The following is a 22,641-nucleotide window of genomic DNA, read 5'->3' on the forward strand; positions in this document are numbered from 1 at the left end:
GGAGGTTTTCGATGAAGCGCATCCTTCTCTCTCTGGCGCTGGGAGCGGCCACGCTCGCCGCGCCGGCCCAGGCCCAGGAGCCGATCCGCATCGGCGTGATCCAGACCCTATCCGGTCCTGCTGCCGTCCTCGGTCAGCAGGCGCGTGACGGACTTCAGCTCGCCGTCCGCCAGCTCGGCGGCAAGATGGGCGGCCGCGATGTCCAGGTCATCGTCGTCGACGACGAGCTGAAGCCGGATGTGGCTGTGCAGCGCGTCCAGGCGCTGATCGACCGCGACCGTGTCGACTTCGTCGTCGGCCCGATCTTCTCCAACATCCTGCAGGCGATCCACGCTCCGGTGGTCAATTCGCCGCGCGCCTTCCTGATCAGCGCCAATGCCGGTCCGTCGAGCTATGCCGGCCGCGGCTGCCATGAGAATTTCTTCGTCACCTCCTACCAGAACGACCAGGTGCACGAGGTCCTCGGCGCCTATGCGCAGCGGCGGGGCATGCAGAAGGTGTTCCTGCTGACCCCGAACTACCAGGCCGGGCGCGACGCCATGGCCGGTTTCAAGCGGCATTTCCGCGGCCAGATCGTCGACGAGGTCTATACCCCCCTCGGCCATCTCGACTTCTCGGCCGAGCTCGCCCGCATCGGCGCCTCGGGCGCCGACGCCCTGTTCACCTTCATGCCCGGCGGCATGGGCGTGAACCTGGTGCGCCAGTACGGCCAGGCCGGCCTCACCCAGCGCGTGCCCTTCCTCTCGGCCTTCACCGTCGACGAATCGACGCTTCCGGCCCAGCAGGACGCCGCCCTCGGCATGCTCGCCGGCATGACCTGGGCGCCGAACATGGACAATCCGCAGAACAGGAAGTTCGTCGCCGACTACGAGGCGGCCTTCGGTTCGGTGCCGGGCTCCTACGCCATGCAGGCCTATGACGCGGCCATGCTGATCAACAGCGCGGTGGTCGCCACCGGTGGCAACCTGACGGACCGTGCCGCGGTCCGCACGGCGCTGCGCAAGGCCGACTTCACCTCGCTACGCGGCCGCTTCCGCTTCGCCAACAACCACTATCCGATCCAGGACTTCTACACGGTGCGCGCCGCCAAGCGGCCGGACGGCAAGTTCCAGACCGAGATCGTGGAGCGCATCTTCGAGAACTACACCGACGTCTACGCCGCCCAGTGCCCGATGCGCTGGTAAGCCGCACGCCGCAGCACCCTCTCCTCTCGCGGGAGAGGGTGGCTGTACCGGGCCGGAGTTCCTGTCCGTCATCCCCGGCCAAGGGAAGCGAGGGGAAGGGGATCCCGGAGCCGAAAGGCGCCGACCTCCATTTCGGTGCAGCCGCCCCTGGCCCCCCTTCCCTCGGCCTTTGGTCTCGCATGGGGTGACGGGCGACGCGGTTCGGCGTCTGCCCGCTCAACCGACACGCCGCCAGCCCCGAGCGCCTGACCTAGAGGCCCCATGTCCTCCACGCTCCTCATCATCCAGACGCTGAATGGGCTGCAGCTCGGCGTGCTGCTGTTCCTCATCGCCGCCGGCCTGACGCTGGTCTTCGGTGTGATGGACTTCATCAACCTCGCCCATGGCGTCCAGTACATGCTGGGGGCCTATCTCGCCGCCATGTTCGTCGCCTGGACCGGCAATTTCTTCATCGGCATCGCCCTCGCGCTGATCAGCGCCCTCGCCTTCGGCCTGCTGCTGGAGGTCGTGGTGATGCGCCATCTCTACGACCGCGACCATCTCGAACAGGTTCTGGCGACCTTCGGGCTGATCCTGTTCCTCAACGAGGGCGTGAAGATCGTCTGGGGCGCGGCGCCGCTGCAGGTGCCGATCCCCGACTCGCTGTCGGGCACGATCCGCATCGCCGATGGCGTGCTCTATCCGGTCTGGCGCCTCGCCATCATCGGCTCGGGGCTCGCCGTGGCGCTCGGACTCTATCTGATCGTCGCCAAGACGCGGGTCGGCATGCTGATCCGGGCGGGCGCCACCAATGCGCCGATGGTCTCGGCGCTGGGCGTCGACATCCGCCGCCTGTTCATGATCGTCTTCGGCTTTGGCGCCATGCTCGCCGGCTTCGCCGGTTCGATGGCCGCGCCGGTCTTCTCGGTCGAGCCGGGCATGGGCGACAACCTGCTCATTCTCGCCTTCGTCGTCATCGTCATCGGCGGCATCGGCTCGATCCGCGGTGCCTTCGTCGGCGCCCTGCTGGTCGGCCTGGTCGACACGCTGCTGCGCTCCTTCTCGGTCGATCTGCTGCGCCTCGCCGGCCTGTCGCCCTCGGATGCGCGGACCATCGGCCCGGCGATCGCCTCCATGTCGATCTATATCCTGATGGCGGCGGTGCTGTTCTTCCGGCCCACCGGCCTGTTCCCGGCCAAGGGCTGAACCATGGCCGAACCCCCCGCCCCCACCCCCGCCCTGCCTGCGACGCCGCCGCTCTGGCGACGGATCTGGCTGCCCGTCCTCGTCTTCGCGCTGCTGGCACTGGTGCCCTTCGTCTGGGGCGAGCGCTTCATTCTCGGTCTCGTCACCCGCGCCATGATCATGGCGATCGCCGCCCTGTCGCTCGACCTCATCCTCGGCTATGGCGCGCTCGTCTCGTTCGGCCATGCGGCCTTTCTCGGCCTCGGCGCCTATGCGGTGGCGATCCTGTTCTCCCACGACATCGTCGATGCGGCGATCGCCTTTCCCGTGGCCATCCTGGTCGGCGCCGGCTTCGCCTTCGTCACCGGCGCCATCTCGCTGAAGACCCGCGGCGTCTATTTCATCATGATCACCCTGGCCTTCGGGCAGATGGCCTTCTTCACCGCGACGAGCCTGTCGGCCTATGGCGGTGATGACGGCCTGCGCATGTTCCACCGCTCGGAAGTCTTCGGCACCCGCGTCCTGGCCAACGACACCACCTTCTACTTCGTCGTGCTCGGCACGCTTGCCGGCTGTTTCGTGCTGCTGAAGATGATCGTCGGCTCGCGCTTCGGGCGCGTGCTGCGCGGCGCCAAGGAGAACGAGCGGCGCATGCGGGCCCTTGGCTTCGACCCGTTCCGCTACCGGCTCGCCGCCTATGTCATTGCCGGCGCCATCTGCGCCCTGGCGGGCGCGCTCTTCGCCAATCTCGGCATGTTCGTCGCCCCCGCCTACATGACCTGGCAGCGCTCCGGCGAATTCATCGCCATGGTGGTGCTCGGCGGCATGGGCACGCTGATCGGCCCGATCATCGGCGCCATCGGCGTGACGCTGGTGGAGGAATGGCTGGCGGCCCTGACGCAGCACTGGAAGGTGATCTTCGGGCCGATGGTGGTGCTGGTCGCCATCTTCGCGCGCGGCGGCATCGTCAAGCTGCTGGAGCGAGTCGCCGGCAAATGACAGCGCCCATCCTTTCCCTGAACAACCTGCACAAGGCCTATGGCGCGCTGAAGGTGACGGACGGCGTCAGCCTCGACGTCGGCGCCGGCGAGTTGCACGCCATCATCGGCCCGAACGGCGCCGGCAAGACGACGCTCATCTCGGAGATCACCGGCGAGGTGGCGCTCGATGCCGGGACGGTGACCTTCGACGGCACCGATGTCACCGCCCTGCCTGTCCATGCCCGGGCCCTGAAGGGCCTGACGCGCTCGTTCCAGATCACCCAGGTCCTGCCCGGCTTCACGGTGCTGGAAAATGTCGCGACCGCCGCCCAGGCGCATGACGGATCATCGTTCCACTTCTTCCGGTCGGCAGGCGCCGACCGGCGGCTCAACGACACCGCCATGGCGGCCCTTGGAGAGGTCGGCCTCGCCGCGCGGGCGATCCTGCCGGCGGCCAGCCTGTCGCATGGCGAGAAGCGCCAGCTCGAGATCGCCATGGCGCTGGTGTCGCAGCCCAAGCTCCTCCTCCTCGACGAGCCCATGGCCGGCATGGGGCGGGAGGAGACCGAGCGCATGGTCGCGGTGCTGATGGCGCTGAAAGGGCGCTATCCCATGGTGCTGGTGGAACACGACATGCACGCCGTCTTCCGCCTCGCCGACCGCATCTCCGTGCTGGTCTATGGACAGGTCATCGCCTCCGGCAGCCCCGAGGCGGTGCGCGCCGATCCGGCGGTCCGCGAGGCCTATCTCGGCGAGGAGGAGTTCGGATGAGCGAGCCCAACCTCGCCATCGATGCCGAGACGCGCCTGGCGCACCAGAGCGGTGATACCCGGCCAGAGCTCAGGCTCTGGCTGCGGCTGCTCACCTGCACGACGATGATCGAGCGCGAGATCCGCCGCCGCCTCGCCGAGCGGTTCCAGATCACCCTGCCGCGCTTCGACCTGCTGGCCCAGCTCGACAAGTCGCCGGAGGGCATGACGCTGGGCGACATCTCCCGCCGCATGATGGTCACCAACGGCAACGTCACCGGCCTCGTCGCCCGCATCGCCGAGCAGGGCTATGTCGAGAAGCGCCGCGATGCCTTCGACGGCCGGGCCCAGCGCATCGTCATGACTGCCAAGGGCCATCACGATTTCGCCCGCATGGCGCGGGAGCACGGCGCCTGGGTGCGCGAGTTGCTCGCCGACGTCGACCCGACCGAGCGCGAGGTGCTGATGGGCCTGCTTGCCAAGACGAAGGGCTCGGTCGCCCGCGCCACGGCGGCCAGGATGGAGGGCGGGGCATGAGTTTGTTCGCGGCTCCGATCGGGGCAGAAGCAACAAGGCCCCACCCGCACCCTCCCCTCGCTCCGCGAGGAGAGGGGGGCTACCGCGTCGCGCTTCACTGTCGACCGCCGCGCCAGGCACCGCCGCCTGCGATGACACGCGCGGTCGAAGTCTCCCTCTCCTCGCGCCAGCGAGGGGAGGGTGCGGGTGGGGCCTGCCACGCACAACCCGGGGCCACCCCATGCTGAGCGTCTCCAACCTCGAATCCGGCTATGGCGACGTGCAGGTGCTGTTCGGCGTCTCGCTCTCGGTCGGCACGGGCGAGGTGGTCACGCTGCTCGGCCGCAACGGCATGGGCAAGACCACGACGATCAAGTCGATCTTCGGCCTGTTGAAACCCGCCGCCGGGACGATCGACGTCGACGGCGTGGCGCTCGCCGGCCATCCGCCCTTCAGGATCGCCCAGGCCGGGCTCGGCCTGGTCCCGGAGGGCCGGCAGATCTTCCCCAATCTCGACGTCGAGGAGAACCTCGTCGCCACCGCCGCCAACCGCGACCGCCGCGCCGCGGCCTGGACGCTGGAGCGCGTCTATGAATTCTTCCCGCGGCTGAAGGAGCGCCGCCGCAACATGGGCAACCAGCTCTCGGGCGGCGAGCAGCAGATGCTGGCGATCGGCCGGGCACTGATGACCAATCCGAAGCTCCTGGTGCTGGACGAGGCGACGGAAGGACTCGCCCCGGTGATCCGGGCGGAGATCTGGGCTTGTCTCGCGCGCCTCAAGCAGGACGGCCAATCGATCCTGGTCATCGACAAGAACGTCGATGCTCTGGTCAAACTGGCGGACCGGCACCTGATCCTGGAGAAGGGCCGGATCGTCTGGGGAGGGACGAGCGGCGATTTCCTCGCCAGTCCCGACCTGAAGGATCGCTACCTGCACGTTTGATCGGACCTGCCCATGGCCACCCCGCTCGCCGAAACCATCGCCCGCGAATACGGGACGCCGGCCGTCGTCATCGACATGGACCGCGTTGCGGCAAACATCGCCCGCGTCCAGGCCCAGTGCGATGCCGCCGGCATCGCCAACCGGCCGCATATCAAGACCCACAAGAGCCCCGAGCTCGCCAAGATGCAGGTCGCGGCAGGCGCCAGGGGCATCACCTGCCAGAAGATCGGCGAGGCCGAGGTCATGGCCGCGGCCGGCCTCGACGACATCCTGATCAGCTACAACCTCCTCGGCGAGGAGAAGATGAACCGGCTGGGACGGCTCCTCGAGACCACCACCGTCACGGTGGCCGCCGACAACGCCACCGTCATCGGCGACCTGCCGAAGGCGGCGGCCTTCGCTGGCCGACCGCTCGGCGTCGTCATCGAATGCGACACGGGCCGCAAGCGCGCCGGTGTCGAGACGCCGGGCGAGGCCATCGAACTCGCCAAGCTGATCGCTGCCTCGCCCGGCCTCGCCTTCAAGGGCTTCATGTTGTACCCGACCGAGGACGGCTGGCCGGAGGCGCAGAAATTCCTCGACACGGCGCTGGCCGGGATCGGGCTCGAGGGTCTGGAAGCGGAGATCATCTCCACCGGCGGCTCGCCCAACATGAAGAATATCGGCAAGCTCACGGGCGCCACCGAACACCGTCCCGGCACCTATATCTATAACGACCGCATGCAGATCGAGGTCGGCGTCGCCACCCTCGATGACTGCGCGCTGACCGTCTATTCCACCGTGGTGAGCCGCGCCGGGGCCGATCGCGGCATTCTCGATGCCGGCTCGAAGACGCTGACCGCCGATCCCGGCGGCGGGCTCGACGGCTACGGGCTCATCCTCGAACATCCGGAAGCGCGCGTCGCCAAGTTCGCCGAGGAGCATGGCTTCCTCGACCTTTCGAAGTGCAACGAACGGCCGAAGGTCGGCGACATCGTGCGCATCGTGCCGAACCATGTCTGCGTGGTGGTCAACATGGTCGACGAGGTGGTGATGGTGCGCGGCGAGGAGATCGTCGGTATCCTTCCCGTCGCCGCCCGCGGCAAGCTGAGGTGAGGAGACGGACATGACCCCGGAAGAGAAGCTTGCCCAGCTGGGCCTGACGCTGCCCGCGACGCCGACGCCGGCCGGCAATTACGTGCCCTTCAAGCGTGACGGCCATATCGCCTATCTGGCGGGCCAGGGCCCGCGGAAGGCCGATGGTTCGCTGCATACCGGCAAGGTCGGCGGCGATGTGACGGTGGAGGCCGCCTATGAGCACGCCAAGCTCGTGGGCCTGCAGATCCTTGCCTCGGCCAAGGCGGCAGCTGGCGGCGACCTGTCCAAGGTCGAGTTCCTGAAGGTGCTCGGCATGGTCAACGGCACGCCGGATTTCGGCGACCATCCCCGCGTCATCAACGGCTTCTCCGACCTGATGGTCGCCGTGCTCGGCGACCGCGGCCGCCATGCCCGCTCGGCCGTCGGCATGGGCTCGCTGCCGATGGGCATCACCGTGGAGATCGAGGCGGTGATCCGGATTCACGACTGAGGAGCCCCGTCATGGCCCGCGCCCCCGTCTATTACGGCGACTACCTGAAGCTCGACAGGCTGCTCTCCGCGCAGGAACCGGAGAGTGTCAAGGAGGGCGTCGACGCCCATGACGAGATGCTCTTCATCATCGTCCACCAGGCCTATGAGCTGTGGTTCAAGCAGGTGCTGCACGAGCTCGACCGGATCGAACGCGACTTCGGCACCGTGCCGGTGGACGACGACGCGCTCGCCCGCATCGTCCACGGCCTGAACCGCATCCACGAGATCCTCAAGCTCACCCTCGGCCAGCTCGACGTGCTGGAGACGATGACGCCCTTTGATTTCCTCGATTTCCGCGACCTCTTGATGCCGGCCTCCGGCTTCCAGTCGCTGCAGTTCCGGCTGATCGAGACGCGGCTCGGCCTCGCCTCCGACATCCGCGTGCCCTTCGACGACAAGGCGGTGGACGAGCGGTTGTCGCTGGGCGACCGGCAGGCGCTGGCGGCGGCGCGGGCAAGGCCCTCGCTCTTCGATCTCCTCGACCGCTGGCTCGCGCGCACGCCCTTCCTCGAATGGGGCGGCGGATCCTTCCGCGAGGCCTATCGCGAGGCCGTCAAGGCCCACCTGACCCGCGACAAGGCCATCGTCGAGGCCGACACCGCCATGCCGGCCGAACGGCGTGAGCGCGAGCTCAAGGCCATGGACCGGGCGCTTGCCGCTTTCGCGGCGGTGTTCTCGCCGGAGGAAGACCGCGGCGGCTGGCGCCTCGGCCCGTCCTCCGTCCAGGCGGCGCTGTTCATCACGCTCTACCGCGACAAGCCGGCGGTGCATCAGGCCTTCCGCTTGCTCGCCGCCCTGATGGACATCGACGAGACCATGACGCTCTGGCGCTATCGCCACGCCCTCATGGTCGAGCGGATGATCGGCGTGAAGATCGGAACGGGCGGGTCCTCGGGCGGCGCCTATCTCAAGACCACCGCCGAGCGCCATCGGATCTTCGGCGACCTCTTCCGCCTCTCCACCTTCCTCATCCCGCGCTCGGCCCTGCCGCCGCTGCCGGCTGAGGTGCAGGCCCGCATGGGCCTCGTCTACGCGGCATGACAGCGCTCGACCTCACCGGGCATTTCGCGCGCTTTCGCGCAGCGGCGCCCGCCCGCATCAACCTCGCGGCCCATTCGCATCACGACTGGCCGGACGTGACCCTGGCCGCGCAGGAGGCCTGCTGGCAGGACGCGGCGCTGCTCGCGGGCGACAAATGGGGCAAGGTGTTCGGCGAGGTGATCCCGGCGGTGCAGCGCGGTATCGCGGCCCGCCTCGCCCTGCCCGACCCGTCGACCATCGCGGTTGCGCCGAACACCCACGAGTTCCTGCGCCGGATCCTCTCCTGCCTGCCCTCAGGGCGGCCGGCGCGCATCCTCACCAGCGACGCGGAATTCCACACCGCGCGTCGGCAGATGGCGCGGCTCGAGGAGGACGGGCTCGTCACGGTGACGCGCGTTCCGGCCGAACCCTTCGAGACCTTCTCCTTCCGCTGCGCCGCGGCGGCGGCAAAGGGCGGCCATGACCTCGTCTTCGTCAGCCAGGTCTTCTTCACCTCGGGCGCCACATGCGGCGATCTTGCCGCGCTCGTGGCCGCGGTGCCCTCGGCGGACACGCTGATTGTGATCGACGGCTATCACGGCTTCATGGCGCGGCCGACGGACCTGTCGGCGGTGGCGGACCGGGTCTTCTACATGTCCGGCGGCTACAAATATGCCATGGCGGGCGAGAACTGCTGCTTCCTGCACTGCCCGCCCGGCTACGGCGAGCGTCCGCGCGATACCGGCTGGTTCGCCGATTTCGGCGCGCTCGCGGCCCCCGCCGGCAAGAGCGTCGGCTATCCCGCCGATGGGGGGCGCTTCCTCGGTGCGACCTTCGACCCGGTGGGGCTTTACCGCATGGCCGCGGTCTTCGACTGGCTGGATGGGCTGGGGCTCACGGTGGCGGCAATCCATGCCCATGCCCAGAGCCTCATGGCGCGCTTCCTTGACGCGGTGGAGGCCATGGGCGTGGCCGGACTTGGTGCGGCCGACCTCATCACGCCCTTCGGCCCGCATCGCGAGCACGGCAATTTCCTCACGTTCCGAACCGAAAGGGCCGGCGAGATCGAAGCGAAGCTCGCGGCGGTGCATGTCCACAGCGACCATCGCGGCGACCGCCTGCGCTTCGGCTTCGGCCTCTGCACCAACGCAGCGGATGTGGACCGGGCGGTGGAGCGGATCGGCCGGGCGCTGCGGTAAGGTTTGGGACGGCGCGGAACGGCCCCACCCACACGGGGCCCCTGGCCCCCCCCTACTCCGCCACGACCGCCGTCGCCTCGATCTCGATCTTCGCCGCCGTCTCCACCAGCCGCACAACCTGCACCACAGCCATGGCCGGGTAGTGCGCGCCGAAGACATCGCGATAGGCCTGCCCGAGCGGGCGCAGGTTCGCCTGGTATTCCTCGACGTCGGTCACGTACCACGTGAGCCGGACGATGTGGTGCGGCAGCGCGCCGCCCTCCGCCAGGATCAACCGGATGTTGTCGAAGCATTGGCGCGCCTGCGCGGCGAAGCCCTCGGGGAAATTGCCCATGACGTCCCAGCCGACGACACCGCCGGTAACGATGATGCGGCCCCTGGCCGCCATGCCGTTGGCATAGCCGCGCGGCACCGGCCAGCCCTTGGGGTTGAGCGTCACCGGCACGACGTCTTCGTCCGGCAGGGCGAGCGGGATCACGGGCTTCATGGGATGGGACATGGGGAGGGTCTCCGGCGCGCGTCTATTCGGCGGCCTTGGCGGTCTCGGTGGCAGGTCCGGCGCCGGCCTCGCGGGCGGCCCTTTCGCGCAGGGCGAAGCGCTGCAGCTTGCCCGTCTCGGTGCGCGGCAGTTGCGGCACGAAGGCGATGTCGCGGGGATATTTGTAGGGCGCGATCTCGTCCTTGACGAAGGCCTGGAGCTCGACGACGAGGGCCGGCGTCACGGTGACGTCGGGCTTCGGCACGACATAGGCCTTGACGATCATGCCGCGCTCGGGATCCGGCTGGCCGACGACGCCGGCCTCGGCGACGGCCGGATGGGCGAGGAGCGCCGCCTCCACCTCGGGTCCCGCGATGTTGTAGCCGGCAGAGACGATCATGTCGTCGTTGCGCGCCTGGTACCAGAAATAGCCGTCGGCATCGCAGACATAGGTATCGCCGGTGACGTTCCAGCCGTCGACGACATATTTGCGCTGGCGCTCGTCGTCGAGATAGCGGCAGCCGGTGGGGCCGCGCACGGCGAGGCGGCCGGGTGTCCCGGGGGCCAGGTCCTCGCCATCGGCGCCGATCACCTTGGCCTCGTAGCCGGGCACCGGCTTCCCCGTCGCGCCGGGGCGGATCGCCTCCTCGGGCGCCGAGATGAAGATGTGCAGCATCTCGGTGGCGCCGATGCCGTCCATCAGCTTGAGCCCGGTAGCCGCCTGCCAGGCATCGAAGGTCGCCTTGGGCAGGGCCTCGCCCGCCGAGACGCATTTCCGCAGGGAGCGCCAGTCGTGGTCGCCGAGAAGCGGGATCATGGCGCGGTAGGCGGTGGGCGCGGTGAAGCAGATGGTCGGCCGGAAGGTGGCGATGGCCGGCAGCAGGTCGCCCGGCGAAGCCTTCTCCACCAACACGGTGGAGGCTCCGACCCGGAGGGGGAAGAGCACCAGGCCGCCGAGGCCGAAGGTGAAGGCCAGCGGCGGCGAGCCGATGAAGCGATCGTCGGGCGTCGGCTTCAGGACATTGCGGGCGTAGGCATCGCAGATGGCGAGGAGGTCGCGGTGGAAATGCATGGTGCATTTCGGCTCGCCGGTGGTCCCCGAGGTGAAGCCGAAGAGGCAGACGTCGTCGCGGGCGGTATCGACGGCGGCGAAGTCCGCAGATGCGTCCCTCGCAAGCGTCTTGAGCTCGGCAAAGGTCACGACCCGCGTCAGGTAACGCGATGAGGCGGCGGTCTTGGTGAGTTCGTCGGTCAGGCGGTCGTCGCAGAGGGCGAGAGCGATCTCCGCCTTGTCGACAATCTGGCCGAGTTCCCTGGCGCGCAGGAGCGGCATGGTGGCGACGACGATGCCGCCGGCCTTGATGACTGCCAGATAGGCCGCAACCATGGTCGGGTTGTTCGGCGCCCGCAGCAGCACCCGGTTCCCCGGCACCAGGCCGAGGGCGCCGGTAAAAACATTGGCGATGCGGTTGATCTCGGCCGCGAGGTCCGCATAGGTCCAGTGCAGCCCGCCCGGCGCGAGGATGGCGATGCGGTCGCCCCGGCCCTCCGCGACATGGCGGTCGACGAATTCCGTCACGCAGTTCAGCCGCTCGGGATAGGCAAGTTCCGGCCTGTCGAAGAGGAAGGCCGGCTGCAGTTCCCGCGGCGGCAGCCCGCGGGCGGCGAAGGTGTCGACATGGGCGGACACCACCCCTGACCGCAATGTCACCACCGATCCCGTCATGGGGCGCTCCTATTCGGCTGCCTTGGAATGCGCCGCGGCTTCGGCCTCGGCGAGATGGGCCCTGGCGATGACGATCTTCTGGACCTCGGTCGCCCCCTCGTAGATGCGCAGGGCACGGATCTCCCGGTACAGTTCCTCCACCTTTTCACCCTTCTTGACGCCCAGGCCGCCGAAGACCTGGATCGCCCGGTCGATGACCTTCTGGGCATTCTCGGTGGCGACCATCTTGGCGATGGCGGCCTCCTTGGTGATGCGGGGCTTGCCCTGGTCCTTGGCCCAGGCGGCGCGGAAGACGAGCAGGGCCGCGGCCTCAAGCTCGGCGACGCTGTCGGCGAGGGAGGCCTGGGTGAGCTGGAGGTCGGCGAGCGGCGCGCCGAACATGATCCGCGACTTCGCCCGGCGGGTCGCCTCATCGAGGGCGCGGTAGCCCATGCCGAGGGCGGCGGCGGCGACGGTGGGGCGGAAGATGTCGAGGTTCGCCATCGCCATGGCGAAACCGCCGCCGGGCTTGCCGACCAGCGCGTCCACGGGGAGGCGGCAATCCTCGAAGAGCAGGGTCGCGAGCGGATGCGGCGCGATCACGTCGATGCGCTCGGCGATGGACAAGCCGGCAGCGTCGGCCGGCACGATGAAGGCGGAGATGCCGCGGGCGCCCGGCGCCTCGCCGGTGCGGGCGAAGACGACATAGCGGTCGGCGATGCCGCCATTGGAGATCCAGGTCTTGACGCCGTCGAGCCGCCAGCCGTCGGCGGTGCGGGTCGCAGTGGTCGCCATGGCGGCAACGTCGGAGCCGGCATCGGGCTCGGAGAGGGCGAAGGCGGCGATGGCCTTGCCGTCGCGCACCGGCGGGCAGCACAGCGCCTTCTGCGCCTCCGTCCCGAAAAGCGAGACGACGCCGGTGCCGAGGCCCTGCATGGCAAAGGCGAAGTCGGCGAGGCCCTCGACATAGGCGAGGGTGGCCCGGGTGATGCAGAGGGTGCGCACGTCGAGGGCGGGAGTGAGGCCGCCCTGGTCGCCGGGCACGCAGGCCTTGAGCCAGCCGGCTTCGCCCATGGCGGCGACGAGCTTGCGGCAGGAGCCGTCGACGTCGTGATGGTCGACGAGCGCGGGGACGGTGCGTTGCGCCCAGTCGGCGAGGCGGGCGGCGTAGTCGCGGTGGCGGTCCTCGAAGAAGGGCAGCGACAGGAGGTCAGCGGGGAGCATCACAGGGCCTCCGACAGAATGAAAAGCCCCACCCGTACCCTCCCCGCTGCCGCGGGGAGGGAGGCTTCGGCGTCGCGTCTGCAAACCAACGGCTGGGCCTGGCTCGACCCCGAACGAACCGGGCGCGAGGTGGAAGTCTCCCTCTCCTCGCGCCAGCGAGGGGAGGGTGCGGGTGGGGCCATGCCAAGCGCCGTCGCCATGCGCTCAATCCCCCGCGAAGACAGGCTTGGTCTTCGCCGCGAAGGCCTCGAAGGCGCGGCGGAAGTCCTGTGTGTCCATGCAGATCGCCTGAGCCATGGCCTCGGCCTCGATCGCCTCGTCCACCGACATGGTCCATTCCATGTGCAGCATGCGCTTGGTGATGGAATTGGCAAAGGTCGGGCCATCGGCGATCTCACCCGCGAGCGCGGTGGCTTCCGCCAGCACCGCGTCCGGCGCCGCCAGGCGGTTGAAGAAGCCCCAGGCATGGCCCTCCTCACCGCCCATCATGCGGCCGGTATAGAGCAGTTCGGAGGCGCGGCCCTGGCCGATGAGGCGGGGGAGGATGGCGCAGGCGCCCATGTCGCAGCCGGCAAGGCCCACCTTGTTGAAGAGGAAGGCGACCTTGGTCTTCGCCGTGCCGACGCGCAGGTCCGAGGCCATGGCGATGATGGCGCCGGCGCCGACGCAGATGCCGTCGATGGCGGCAATGATCGGCTGGGGGCAGGCACGCATGGCCTTGACCAGTTCGCCGGTCATGCGGGTGAACTGCAGCAGCCCCGGCATGTCGCGGCCGGTCAGTGGCTCGATGATCTCGAAGACGTCACCGCCGGCGCAGAAATTGCCGCCGGCGCCGGTCACCACCACCGCCTTGATGGAGGTGTCGAAGGCCAGCGCCCGGAACAGGTCGCCGAGCTCGGCATAGCTCTCGAAGGTCAGCGGGTTCTTCTTCTCGGGGCGGTTGAGGGTGATGGTCGCGACCTTGCCCTTCACCTCCCAGAGGAAATGCGTCGCCTGCCACGCGGCGAGGGCCTGGCGATGCGGGATGCGGTGGGCGGGGGCTTGCATGGGGCGTGTCCTCAGATCTCTCCGCCCGCCACCGGCAGAGCGAGGCCGGTGACGGCGGCGGCGGCGTCCGAGACGAGCCAGAGGACGGCGGCTGCCACCTCCTCCGGCTTGATCAGGCGGCCGATGGGCATGGTCCTGGTGAGGTCGGCGAGCGCGGCCTCGGGGCTGCGGCCTGTCCTGGCGACGATGGTGTCGATGGAGCCGGCGACGAGGTCGGTCTCGGTGAAGCCGGGGCAGACGCAATTGACCGTGACGCCAGAGGTCGCGACCTCTCTGGCAAGCGCGCGGGTGAGGCCGACGACGCCGTGCTTCGCCGCGCAATAGGCGGAGACATAGGGGTAGCCGGTGAGGCCGGCGGTGGAAGCGACGGAGACGATGCGCCCCGTGCCCCGCGCCACCATGCCCGGGAGGACGGCGTGGATGCCGTCGAAGACGGCGGTGAGGTTCAGCGCGATCATGCGGTCGAACAGCGCGCCATCCATGCGCCTGAGCGGCGCGGTCTCGGCATGGCCGGCATTGCTGACGAAGATGTCGAGGTCGCCCACCTCGCGCAGCGCCGCGAGAAAGGCGGGGCGGTCGGTGACGTCGCAGGCGATGGCGCGGGTGGCGTGACCGGCTGCAACAGCCTCGTCGAGCGGCCCGCGGCTCCGGCCGAGCACGATGACCTCGGCGCCCTGGCCCGTCAGCGCCGCGGCGATGGCCCGGCCGATGCCGCGTCCGCCGCCGGTGACGAGGGCGCGCCTGGCCGCGAGCGGCGCCAGCGCAGAGGAAAGGGCGGCGGGGTCCGACGGCATCAAGGCCTCCTCCCGCGAATGTTTTAAGCTTCAAATATTTTGGAGCAAGAGCCTTTGCGCTCCTTGCCGGCGATTATTTTAAGCCTAAACTATTTTGCATGACGACCTGCACGAGCGGCAGTGCGTCCTTCGAGGCTCGCACCGGACGATGCTGCCGCGTCGCCGTTGCTCGCACCTCAGGATGAGGACCGGACAGACCTGCATCGGGCATGATGCGAGTCTGGAGCGCCCATTCCTGCCATGCTCGCCCCCCCTCATCCTGAGGTGCGAGCGAAGCGAGCCTCGAAGGACGCACTCGGCTGATGCCGGGCGGCAGGCCGAAAAGGGAGATGGCCATGCGCATCGCGGTGATCGGCGGCGGACCGGGCGGGCTCTATTTCGCCATCCTGATGAAGAAGTGGCAGCCGGCGGCGGACATCACCGTCTTCGAGCGCAACCGCCCGGACGACACGTTCGGCTTCGGCGTCGTCTTCTCCGACGCGACGCTCGACATTTTCGAGCGCTACGACGCCGAGAGCTACCGCGCCATCACCGAGAATTTCGCCTACTGGGACGATATCGAAGTCCGCTTCAAGGACACGGTGCACCGCATCGGCGGCAACGGCTTCTGCGGCTGCTCGCGCCAGACGCTGCTGATCCTGTTGCAGAACCGCGCCCGCCAGTTGGGCGTCGCCATGGAGTTCCAGACCGAGATCGATCCGAGCCTCGAGACCTTCGCGGCTTACGATCTCGTGGTCGCCGCCGACGGCATCAATTCGCGCATCCGCGAGGCGAGCCGCGACCATTTCCAGCCCGAGGTGGATCTGCGCCCCAACCGCTTCACCTGGCTCGGCTCCACCCGCGAGCTCGACGCCTTCACCTTCTTCTTCCGCGAGACGGACGACGGCATTTTCATCGCCCATACCTACCAATACGAGCCGGGCCGCTCGACCTGGGTGATCGAGACCGATCCGGCGACTTTCGCCCGCGCCGGCCTCGACCGCATGGACGAGGAACAATCCGCCCGCTTCCTCGAGGGCGTCTTCGCCGAGGAGCTCGCCGGCCATCCGCTCATCACCAACCGCTCGTTGTGGCGGCAATTCCCGATGATCCGCTCGAAGCGCTGGGTGAAGGACAACGTGGTCCTCATGGGCGATGCCAAGGGCACGGCGCATTTCTCCATCGGCGCCGGCACCAAGCTCGCCATGGAGGATTCCATCGCGCTCTTCGACGCCTTCCGCGCGAAGGGCACGGTGGCGGAGGCGCTCAAGGCCTACGAGACCGACCGCCGCGAGGAGGTGGAGCGCACCCAGCACGCGGCGGACGTCTCGCTCGTCTGGTTCGAGCATGTCGACCGGTTCTGGGACATGGACCCGCGGCAGTTCGCCTTCGGCCTGATGACGCGCTCCAAGGCCATCACCTACGAGAACCTCAAGCTGCGTGCCCCCGACTTCGTCGCCGAAACCGACCGGATGTTCGCGGAAGGCGTTCCCGGTGCTGACATCGAGAAGCCCCGCCCGCCGCTGTTCCAGCCGCTGACGCTCCGCGGAATGACGGTGGCGAACCGCGCCGTCGTCTCGCCCATGTGCATGTATTCGGCGGTGGAGGGCATGCCGACCGACTGGCACGTCGTGCATTACGGCGCCCGCGCCATCGGCGGCGCCGGCCTCGTCTACACCGAGATGGTCTGCGTCGCCCCCGACGCCCGCATCACGCCTGGCTGCGCGGGGCTCTGGTCCGACGAGCAGGAGGCGGCCTGGACGCGCATCGTCGCCTTCGCTCATCAGAACTCGCAGGCGAAACTCTGCCTGCAGCTCGGCCATGCCGGCCGCAAGGGCGCGACGAAGCTGATGTGGGAGGGCATGGACCGGCCATTGCCTGCCGGCGCCTGGCCGATCGTCTCCGCCTCCCCCCTGCCCTATTACCCCGACAGCCAGGTGCCGGCGGAGCTGGACGAGGCCGGCATGGCGCGCATCACCGCCGAGTTCGTCGCCGCGACGGAACGGGCGGCACGCTGCGGCTTCGACATGCTGGAGCTGCACTGCGCCCACGGTTATCTCCTCGCCTCCTTCCTGTCGCCGCTGACCAACGAGCGGACCGACGCCTATGGCGGCAGCCTCGCCAACCGCCTGCGCTTCCCGCTCCGCGTCTTCGCCGCCATGCGCGCAGCCTGGCCAGCGGACAAGCCCATGGCGGTGCGCATCTCGGCCACCGACTGGGCCGAGGGCGGCATCACGGAAGCGGACAGCATCGCCATCGCCCGCGCCTTTGCCGAGGCCGGCGTCGACCTCGTCGACGTCTCGACGGGGCAGACCTCGCCGAAGAGCCGGCCGGTCTATGGCCGCATGTTCCAGACGCCGTTCTCCGACGCCATCCGCAACGTGGCCGAGGTGAAAACCATGTGCGTCGGCAACATCACCTCGGCCGACCAAATGAACACGATCCTCGCCGCCGGCCGCGCCGATCTGGTGGCGCTGGGGCGGCCCCATCTCGCCGATCCCGCCTTCATGTTGAAGGCGGCGGCCTGGTACGGCGTCGACCTCCACCAGCCGCCGCAATATCAGCCGGGCAAGGACCAGGCGCTGCGCAATGCGGTGAAGGACCGGGCGGATTTCGAGGCGCTGAAGGTCGCGGCGAAGCCGAAGCGGCACGCGCGGGGGAGTTTCGCGCGGAAGGCCGCGGCGGAATAGGCTCAGCCGAGATCAGCGAGGCGGAAGGACAGGGCCGCGAGGTCGGGATGGGCGGGCTCAAGCGGATCCGTTGCGCCGAGGCGGCGGATGGCGCCATAGCCGTCGGCACGCGGCTCGCGATGGATGGTGACCGCGAGCGTGTGGGCGTCGACCACCCAATAGTCCGCCACGCCATGGACTGCCATCAGTTCGGCCTTGCGACCGAGATCGAAGGCAAGGCTCGTGTCGGCAACCTCGACCACGAGCAACACGTCAGCAGGTGTCAGCCGCTCGCCGCTGAAGTCGCGGTAGATGACGAGGTCGGGCGCGAGGAACGTCGTCTCGGAAAGTTGCAGCGTCGGCTCGGTGCCGACGCGGAACCCCCGGGGCAGCAGGCGGGCGAGGGCCATGATGAGATCGTCCTGAAGGCGCTGATGGATGCGGTTCTTCGCGTTCATCGGGACGAACTCTCCCTCGATCAGCTCGACCCTCTCATTGTCCTGGAGAATGCCCGTTTCCAGCATGCGGAAGGCGTCCTCGACGGTGAATGCCCGTCGCGGCAGTCCCTCGGCTCCCTGTGTGACCATCACGTTCATGGGCTGACCTCGGCATTGAGGATAGCACCGTTGGTACGGGATGTATTGACCCCGAGCCGGGCCGCAAGCTTCTACCGGCTCGCCGCCGACAGCCCGCCATCCACGGCGATCTCCGCCGCGGTGACATAGCGCGCCTCGTCGGAGACGAGGAACAGCACGGCCTGCGCCACGTCCCAGGCGTCGCCCATCCTGCCCGTCGGCACCTGGGCGTTGCGGGAGGCGATGAGCGCGGCGACGTCGCCGCCGGCGACCTGCTTCGCCAGCCGGTGCTCGACCAGCGGCGTGTGCATGAGGCCGGGGATGACCGTGTTGCAGCGGATGGCCTGCTTGGCATAGGTCACCGCGATGGAGCGCGAGAAGCCGAGGATGCCGAGCTTGGTCGTGGTGTAGGCGACGTGCGGCCGGTCGGGCAGGATGCGGACGCCGGCGATGGACGACAGGTTGACGATGGCGCCGCCGCCCTGCCGCTGCATCGCCGGGATGACGTGTTTGCAGGCGAGGAAAGCGGTCTTCAGGTTGAGGTCGAGCTGAAGGTCCCAGACCTCCTCGCTCATGGTCACCGGGTCTCCCGGCGCCGATCCCCCGACATTGTTGATCAGGATGTCGATGCGCCCGAAGCGGGCGAGGCAGTCGGCGACGGCCGCCTCGACCTCCCCGGCCTGCGTCATATCGACGGCGCGGGCGACGGCGGTGCCGCCCTCCGCCGCGATCAGCCGCTGCGTCTCTTCCGCCGCGGCGAGCGTGATGTCGGTGCCGTAGACGGTGGCGCCCTGGCGGGCGAGCAGCACGGCGGTGGCCTTGCCGTTGCCCCAGCCCTCCCCCGCCGAGCCGGCTCCGGAGATGAAGGCCACCTTGCCGGTGAGGTCATGCATGGGTTGGGCTCCGCTGGGTGGGTGTGCCGCCGTCACACGAGGACGGGATGGGCTTTCATGCCGATCGTGCCGAAGACGCGGCGATAGCGGGCGATCTCGTCTTCCGGTCCCGTCGCCTTCAGCGGGTTGTCGGAGAGCTTCACCGCCGGACGGCCATTGGCCTCGACCACCTTGCAGACGACCGAGATCGGCGCCAGCGCGTCGGGATCGCCGTTGGGCACGCAGCCCTTGAAGTCGTTGGTCAGGTTGGTGCCCCAGCCGTAGCCGATGCGCACCTCGCCGGTGAAGCGGCGGGCCGTCGCCTCGATGGAATCGATGTCCATGCCATCGGAGAGAATGACGAGCTTCTTAGCGGGGTCGCGGCCCTTGGCGCGCCACCAGGCGACGAGTTCCTCGGTGCCCTCGGTCGGGTCCTTGGAATCGGGCCGCGCACCGGTCCAGTCGGCGACCCAGTCGGGAGCATGGGCAAGGAAATGCGCCGTGCCGAAACAGTCCGGCAGGATGATGCGCATGTTCTGGTCATAGATGCGCGCCCAGTCCTCCAGCACCTTGTAGGGCGCCTTGAGCAGGTCCTCGTCGGTTTTCGCCAGGGCGCCGTAGACCATGGGCAGTTCATGGGCATTGGTGCCGATAGCCTCGAGGCCGAGATCCATGGCGAGCTTCATGTTGGAGGTGCCGGTGAAGACGTCGGGGCCGAGGGCGTCGGCCATGGCCTCCATCATCCATTGCTGCCAGAGGAAGCCGTGGCGGCGGCGGGTGCCGAAATCGGAGATCTTCAGCGTGCCGACCTCGTCCTTCAGGCGGCGCAGGCGCTTGATCTTCTCCCAGGCCTTGGCCTTGGCATTGGCGTAGAGGATGTCGAGTTCGAGCTTCGACAGGGTGCGCATGGTGGCGCGGGCGCGCAGCTCGTTGATGATGGCGAGGGCCTGGACCTCCCACATCGTCGTCTCGGCCCATTTGCCGGCGAAGGTCAGCTCATATTGCCCGTCGCGCTTCTCGAGCTGGTACTCCGGCAGGCGGAAATCCTTGAGAAAGGCGAGATAGTCAGGGCCAAAGATGCGCTCGCGCCCGTAGAACGTGTTGCCGGCGAGCCAGATCAGCTCCTTCGGCTTGAACCTGAGATCGCGGGCATGGTCGAGCTGGGCGCGCAGCTCGCGCTCGTCGATCACCTCGGCGAGGCGGATGGTCCGGGTGCGGTTGCTGAGCGCGAAGGTCGCCGTCACCTCCGGGTGGAAGCGGCGGATGAGCTGCTGCATCGAGAACTTGTAATAGTCCGAATCCAGCAGCGACCGGATGATCGGGTCCAGCTTCCACGTGTGATTGTAGACCCGGGTGGCGATATCGACCATGGACGGCCCGCTCGTGGCGCTTCAGGGCTGCGGACCTTAGGAGCCCTGACAGCCCTTGGAAAGTCACCTGCCGGATACCGGCATGCAAGGCTGCCGCGCGGGGCGCGGTCAGGCCAGCGCCGCATCCCGCGACAGGCCGAATTCGCGCCCGGGAATGGAGGCGAGGAGTGCCTGCGTATAGGCATGCTGCGGATTGCCGAAGACCTCGCCGATGGGGCCGGCCTCGACCACCTCGCCGCTCTTCATCACCGCCACGAGGTCGCAGACCTGGGCGGCGACCCTGAGGTCGTGGGTGATGAAGACGATGGACAGGCCGAGCCGCTCGCGCAGATCGGCGAGGAGCCGCAGCACCTGCGCCTGGACCGAGACGTCGAGGGCGGAGACCGCTTCGTCGGCGACGAGCACCTCGGGCTCCAGCGCCAGGGCGCGGGCAAGGCCGATGCGCTGGCGCTGGCCGCCGGAAAACTCGTGCGGATAGCGGTCGGTCGCGGCGGGATCGAGCCCGACGAGGCCGAAGAGCTCCTTGGCCTTTGCCAGCGCAGCGGCACGGTCCATGCCGTGGACGATGGGGCCCTGGGCGACGAGTTCGCCGGCCTTGCGGCGCGGGTTGAGCGAGCCGTAGGGGTCCTGGAACACCATCTGGATGTGACGGGTCTCCTGCCGCATCTGCTCGCGGCTGAGCTTGGCGAGATCCTTCCCATTGAGGACCAGCGACCCGGTATCGGGATCGATCAGGCGGATGATGCAGCGGGCGAGCGTCGACTTGCCCGAGCCGGATTCGCCGACGATGCCGAGCGTGCCGCCCCTGGGCAGGACCAGCGAGACGTCCTTGACCGCATGGGTGACGCGCACGCCGCGGCCGAGGAAGCCGCCGGTGCGGAAGGTCTTGGAGACATTCCGCATGGTGAGGATCGGTTCGGCGGAGATCGGCCGTGGCGGCGGCGCCTTCAGCGGCGGCACGGCGGCGATGAGCTGCTTGGTATAGGCATGCTGCGGGCGGTTCAGCACCTCGACCGCCGGGCCCTGCTCGACCACCAGTCCATATTGCATCACGGCGACGCGGTCGGCGATCTCGGCGACAACGCCGAAATCGTGGGTGATGAAGAGGACGGCGGTACCCTTGCGCTTCTGCAGGTCCTTGATGAGGCTGAGGATCTGCGCCTGCGTCGTCACGTCGAGGGCGGTGGTCGGCTCGTCGGCGATGAGCACCTTGGGGTCGAGGGCCAGCGCCATGGCGATCATGGCGCGCTGGCGCTGGCCGCCGGAGAGCTCGTGCGGATAGGCTCTGGCCGCCAGTTTCGGGTCGGGAATGCGGACCTCGGCGAGGAGGTCGAGCACCTTGGCGGCAATCTCCTGTTTCGACAGGCCGGTATGGATGTCGAACATCTCGCCGATCTGGTCGCCGATGGTGCGCAGGGGATTGAGCGCGGTCATCGGCTCCTGGAAGATCATGGCGATGCCGGAGCCGCGCACGGCGCGCATCTCCGCTTCCGTCAGCTGCGTCAGGTCGCGGCCGTCGAACAGAACCTGGCCGCCATCGATGGTCACGCCGGTCGGCAGCAGCCGCATGATGGCATTGGCAGTCATCGACTTGCCGGAGCCGCTCTCGCCGACCACGCAGAGGATCTCGTTGCCGGCAATGGCGAGCGAAACATCCTTCATGGCGTGCGGGCGGTCGGCGCCGGCGGGCAGCCGCACGCTCAGGCCTTCGAGGGTCAGGACGGGGGCCATGGTCACCGACCCTTCAGGCGCGGATTGAGCGCGTCGTTCAGCCCCTGGCCTACCAGCGAGACGGCGAGCACGGTGAGGAGGATGGCGATGCCGGGAATGGCCGAGACGTACCACTGGACGCGCAGCACGTCGCGGCCGAGGCCGATGAGATTGCCCCAGGAGGCGACGTTGGGATCGGAGAGGCGCAGGAAGGCCAGGGCGCTCTCCAGCAGGATGGAGACCGCCATGACGACGCTGGCATAGACGATCACCGGCGGCAGGGCGTTGGGCAGGATCTCGCCGAAGATCAGCTTGAGGTCCTTGAGGCCGAGGGTGCGGCCGGCCTGGACGAATTCACGGTTGCGCAGGGACAGGAACTCGGCCCGTGTCAGGCGCGCCGGCGCCGGCCAGGAGACGATGCCGATGGCGATGATGACCGTGTTGATGTTCGAGCCGAAGACAGCGACCAGGACGAGCAGCAGAAGGAAGTTGGGCAGGGTCTGGAAGGCTTCCGTGATGCGCATCAGCACATTGTCGACCCAGCCGCCATAATAGCCCGAGACGGCGCCGATGACGATGCCGATGAGGACGGCGATGACGGTCGCAACCCCGCCGATCAGCAGCGAGATGCGGGCGCCGTAGAAGATCTGGGCGGCGATGTCGCGGCCGGAATTGTCGGTGCCGAGGGGAAAGCGCGGATTGGTGAAGGGCCAGACCAGCGGCCGTCCGGCCAGGGCCAGCGGGTCACGCGGGAAGAGCCAGCTGGCACTCGCCGCCATGGCGATGACGACGAGGAGCAGGAACAGGCCGACAATGGCCGCCGGGGAGCGGAAATAGGCGCGCACGATCTCCACG

At 68.6% G+C, this 22,641-nt stretch carries 21 protein-coding genes; 11 read left to right on the forward strand and 10 right to left on the reverse strand.

Annotated elements, in window-relative coordinates:
- Positions 1-11 precede the first annotated feature (11 nt).
- The 10 genes from Q0C57_RS02840 (at position 12) to Q0C57_RS02885 (ending at position 9,363) form a co-directional block, all read left to right on the forward strand.
- Positions 12-1,184, forward strand: a complete 1,173-nt coding sequence (locus Q0C57_RS02840) for an ABC transporter substrate-binding protein (RefSeq protein ID WP_296571790.1) — start codon at positions 12-14, stop codon at positions 1,182-1,184.
- Positions 1,185-1,445: 261 nt separating this feature from the next.
- Positions 1,446-2,369, forward strand: a complete 924-nt coding sequence (locus tag Q0C57_RS02845) for a branched-chain amino acid ABC transporter permease (protein WP_296571792.1) — start codon at positions 1,446-1,448, stop codon at positions 2,367-2,369.
- A gap of 3 nt (positions 2,370-2,372) precedes the next feature.
- The gene (locus Q0C57_RS02850; RefSeq protein ID WP_296571794.1) at positions 2,373-3,347 is read left to right on the forward strand and encodes a branched-chain amino acid ABC transporter permease; all 975 of its coding nucleotides are present in this window, start codon (positions 2,373-2,375) and stop codon (positions 3,345-3,347) included.
- Positions 3,344-4,099 (forward strand): ABC transporter ATP-binding protein, encoded by a 756-nt coding sequence (locus Q0C57_RS02855; RefSeq protein ID WP_296571797.1) that lies wholly within the window; start codon positions 3,344-3,346, stop codon positions 4,097-4,099. The genes Q0C57_RS02850 and Q0C57_RS02855 overlap by 4 nt, the downstream gene beginning before the upstream one ends.
- Positions 4,096-4,614: a MarR family transcriptional regulator gene (locus Q0C57_RS02860; protein WP_296571800.1), complete on the forward strand. Its 519-nt coding sequence runs from the start codon at positions 4,096-4,098 to the stop codon at positions 4,612-4,614. The genes Q0C57_RS02855 and Q0C57_RS02860 overlap by 4 nt, the downstream gene beginning before the upstream one ends.
- Before the next feature lie 220 nt (positions 4,615-4,834).
- A complete protein-coding gene (locus tag Q0C57_RS02865; protein ID WP_296571803.1) occupies positions 4,835-5,536 on the forward strand; it encodes an ABC transporter ATP-binding protein in 702 nt (233 codons plus the stop codon).
- A 12-nt stretch (positions 5,537-5,548) separates the two neighbouring features.
- Entirely contained in the window at positions 5,549-6,631 is a 1,083-nt protein-coding gene (locus Q0C57_RS02870) for a D-TA family PLP-dependent enzyme (RefSeq protein ID WP_296571806.1), read from the forward strand.
- A 10-nt stretch (positions 6,632-6,641) separates the two neighbouring features.
- Positions 6,642-7,103: a RidA family protein gene (locus Q0C57_RS02875; protein ID WP_296571811.1), complete on the forward strand. Its 462-nt coding sequence runs from the start codon at positions 6,642-6,644 to the stop codon at positions 7,101-7,103.
- A gap of 11 nt (positions 7,104-7,114) precedes the next feature.
- Positions 7,115-8,185 (forward strand): tryptophan 2,3-dioxygenase family protein, encoded by a 1,071-nt coding sequence (locus Q0C57_RS02880; RefSeq protein WP_296571813.1) that lies wholly within the window; start codon positions 7,115-7,117, stop codon positions 8,183-8,185.
- Complete coding sequence (locus Q0C57_RS02885) at positions 8,182-9,363, forward strand: aminotransferase class V-fold PLP-dependent enzyme (protein WP_296571816.1); 1,182 nt, start codon at positions 8,182-8,184, stop codon at positions 9,361-9,363. Before Q0C57_RS02880 ends, Q0C57_RS02885 begins: the two co-directional genes overlap by 4 nt.
- 52 nt (positions 9,364-9,415) lie before the next feature.
- On the opposite strand, the gene Q0C57_RS02890 is transcribed toward Q0C57_RS02885, so the two are convergent.
- From Q0C57_RS02890 to Q0C57_RS02910, 5 genes are all read right to left on the reverse strand, one after another.
- Positions 9,416-9,850, reverse strand: coding sequence for a RidA family protein (locus Q0C57_RS02890; protein WP_296572136.1), 435 nt, complete (start codon positions 9,848-9,850; stop codon positions 9,416-9,418).
- A 34-nt stretch (positions 9,851-9,884) separates the two neighbouring features.
- A complete protein-coding gene (locus Q0C57_RS02895) occupies positions 9,885-11,567 on the reverse strand; it encodes an AMP-binding protein (protein ID WP_296571819.1) in 1,683 nt (560 codons plus the stop codon).
- A 9-nt stretch (positions 11,568-11,576) separates the two neighbouring features.
- The gene (locus tag Q0C57_RS02900) at positions 11,577-12,770 is read right to left on the reverse strand and encodes an acyl-CoA dehydrogenase family protein (protein WP_296571822.1); all 1,194 of its coding nucleotides are present in this window, start codon (positions 12,768-12,770) and stop codon (positions 11,577-11,579) included.
- 204 nt (positions 12,771-12,974) lie between these two features.
- Positions 12,975-13,817 (reverse strand): enoyl-CoA hydratase family protein, encoded by an 843-nt coding sequence (locus Q0C57_RS02905; protein WP_296571825.1) that lies wholly within the window; start codon positions 13,815-13,817, stop codon positions 12,975-12,977.
- A gap of 11 nt (positions 13,818-13,828) precedes the next feature.
- A complete protein-coding gene (locus Q0C57_RS02910; RefSeq protein WP_296571827.1) occupies positions 13,829-14,611 on the reverse strand; it encodes an SDR family NAD(P)-dependent oxidoreductase in 783 nt (260 codons plus the stop codon).
- A 335-nt stretch (positions 14,612-14,946) separates the two neighbouring features.
- Here Q0C57_RS02910 and Q0C57_RS02915 point away from each other — a divergent pair, with 335 nt between their 5' ends.
- The gene (locus tag Q0C57_RS02915; protein WP_296571830.1) at positions 14,947-17,280 is read left to right on the forward strand and encodes a bifunctional salicylyl-CoA 5-hydroxylase/oxidoreductase; all 2,334 of its coding nucleotides are present in this window, start codon (positions 14,947-14,949) and stop codon (positions 17,278-17,280) included.
- 2 nt (positions 17,281-17,282) lie between these two features.
- On the opposite strand, the gene Q0C57_RS02920 is transcribed toward Q0C57_RS02915, so the two are convergent.
- The 5 genes from Q0C57_RS02920 to Q0C57_RS02940 all read right to left on the reverse strand — a co-directional run bounded on the left by Q0C57_RS02920 (position 17,283) and on the right by Q0C57_RS02940 (position 22,640).
- Entirely contained in the window at positions 17,283-17,855 is a 573-nt protein-coding gene (locus Q0C57_RS02920; protein WP_296571832.1) for a Uma2 family endonuclease, read from the reverse strand.
- 71 nt (positions 17,856-17,926) lie between these two features.
- Positions 17,927-18,727 (reverse strand): SDR family NAD(P)-dependent oxidoreductase, encoded by an 801-nt coding sequence (locus Q0C57_RS02925; RefSeq protein ID WP_296571836.1) that lies wholly within the window; start codon positions 18,725-18,727, stop codon positions 17,927-17,929.
- Between the two features lie 32 nt (positions 18,728-18,759).
- Positions 18,760-20,076, reverse strand: a complete 1,317-nt coding sequence (locus tag Q0C57_RS02930) for a nicotinate phosphoribosyltransferase (protein ID WP_296571839.1) — start codon at positions 20,074-20,076, stop codon at positions 18,760-18,762.
- Positions 20,077-20,184: 108 nt separating this feature from the next.
- Complete coding sequence (locus Q0C57_RS02935; protein WP_296571842.1) at positions 20,185-21,807, reverse strand: ABC transporter ATP-binding protein; 1,623 nt, start codon at positions 21,805-21,807, stop codon at positions 20,185-20,187.
- A gap of 2 nt (positions 21,808-21,809) precedes the next feature.
- Positions 21,810-22,640: an ABC transporter permease gene (locus tag Q0C57_RS02940; RefSeq protein WP_296571845.1), complete on the reverse strand. Its 831-nt coding sequence runs from the start codon at positions 22,638-22,640 to the stop codon at positions 21,810-21,812.
- Position 22,641 lies beyond the last annotated feature (1 nt).

The sequence above is a fragment of the Phreatobacter sp. genome (assembly GCF_022843985.1).
Taxonomy (GTDB): domain Bacteria; phylum Pseudomonadota; class Alphaproteobacteria; order Rhizobiales; family Phreatobacteraceae; genus Phreatobacter.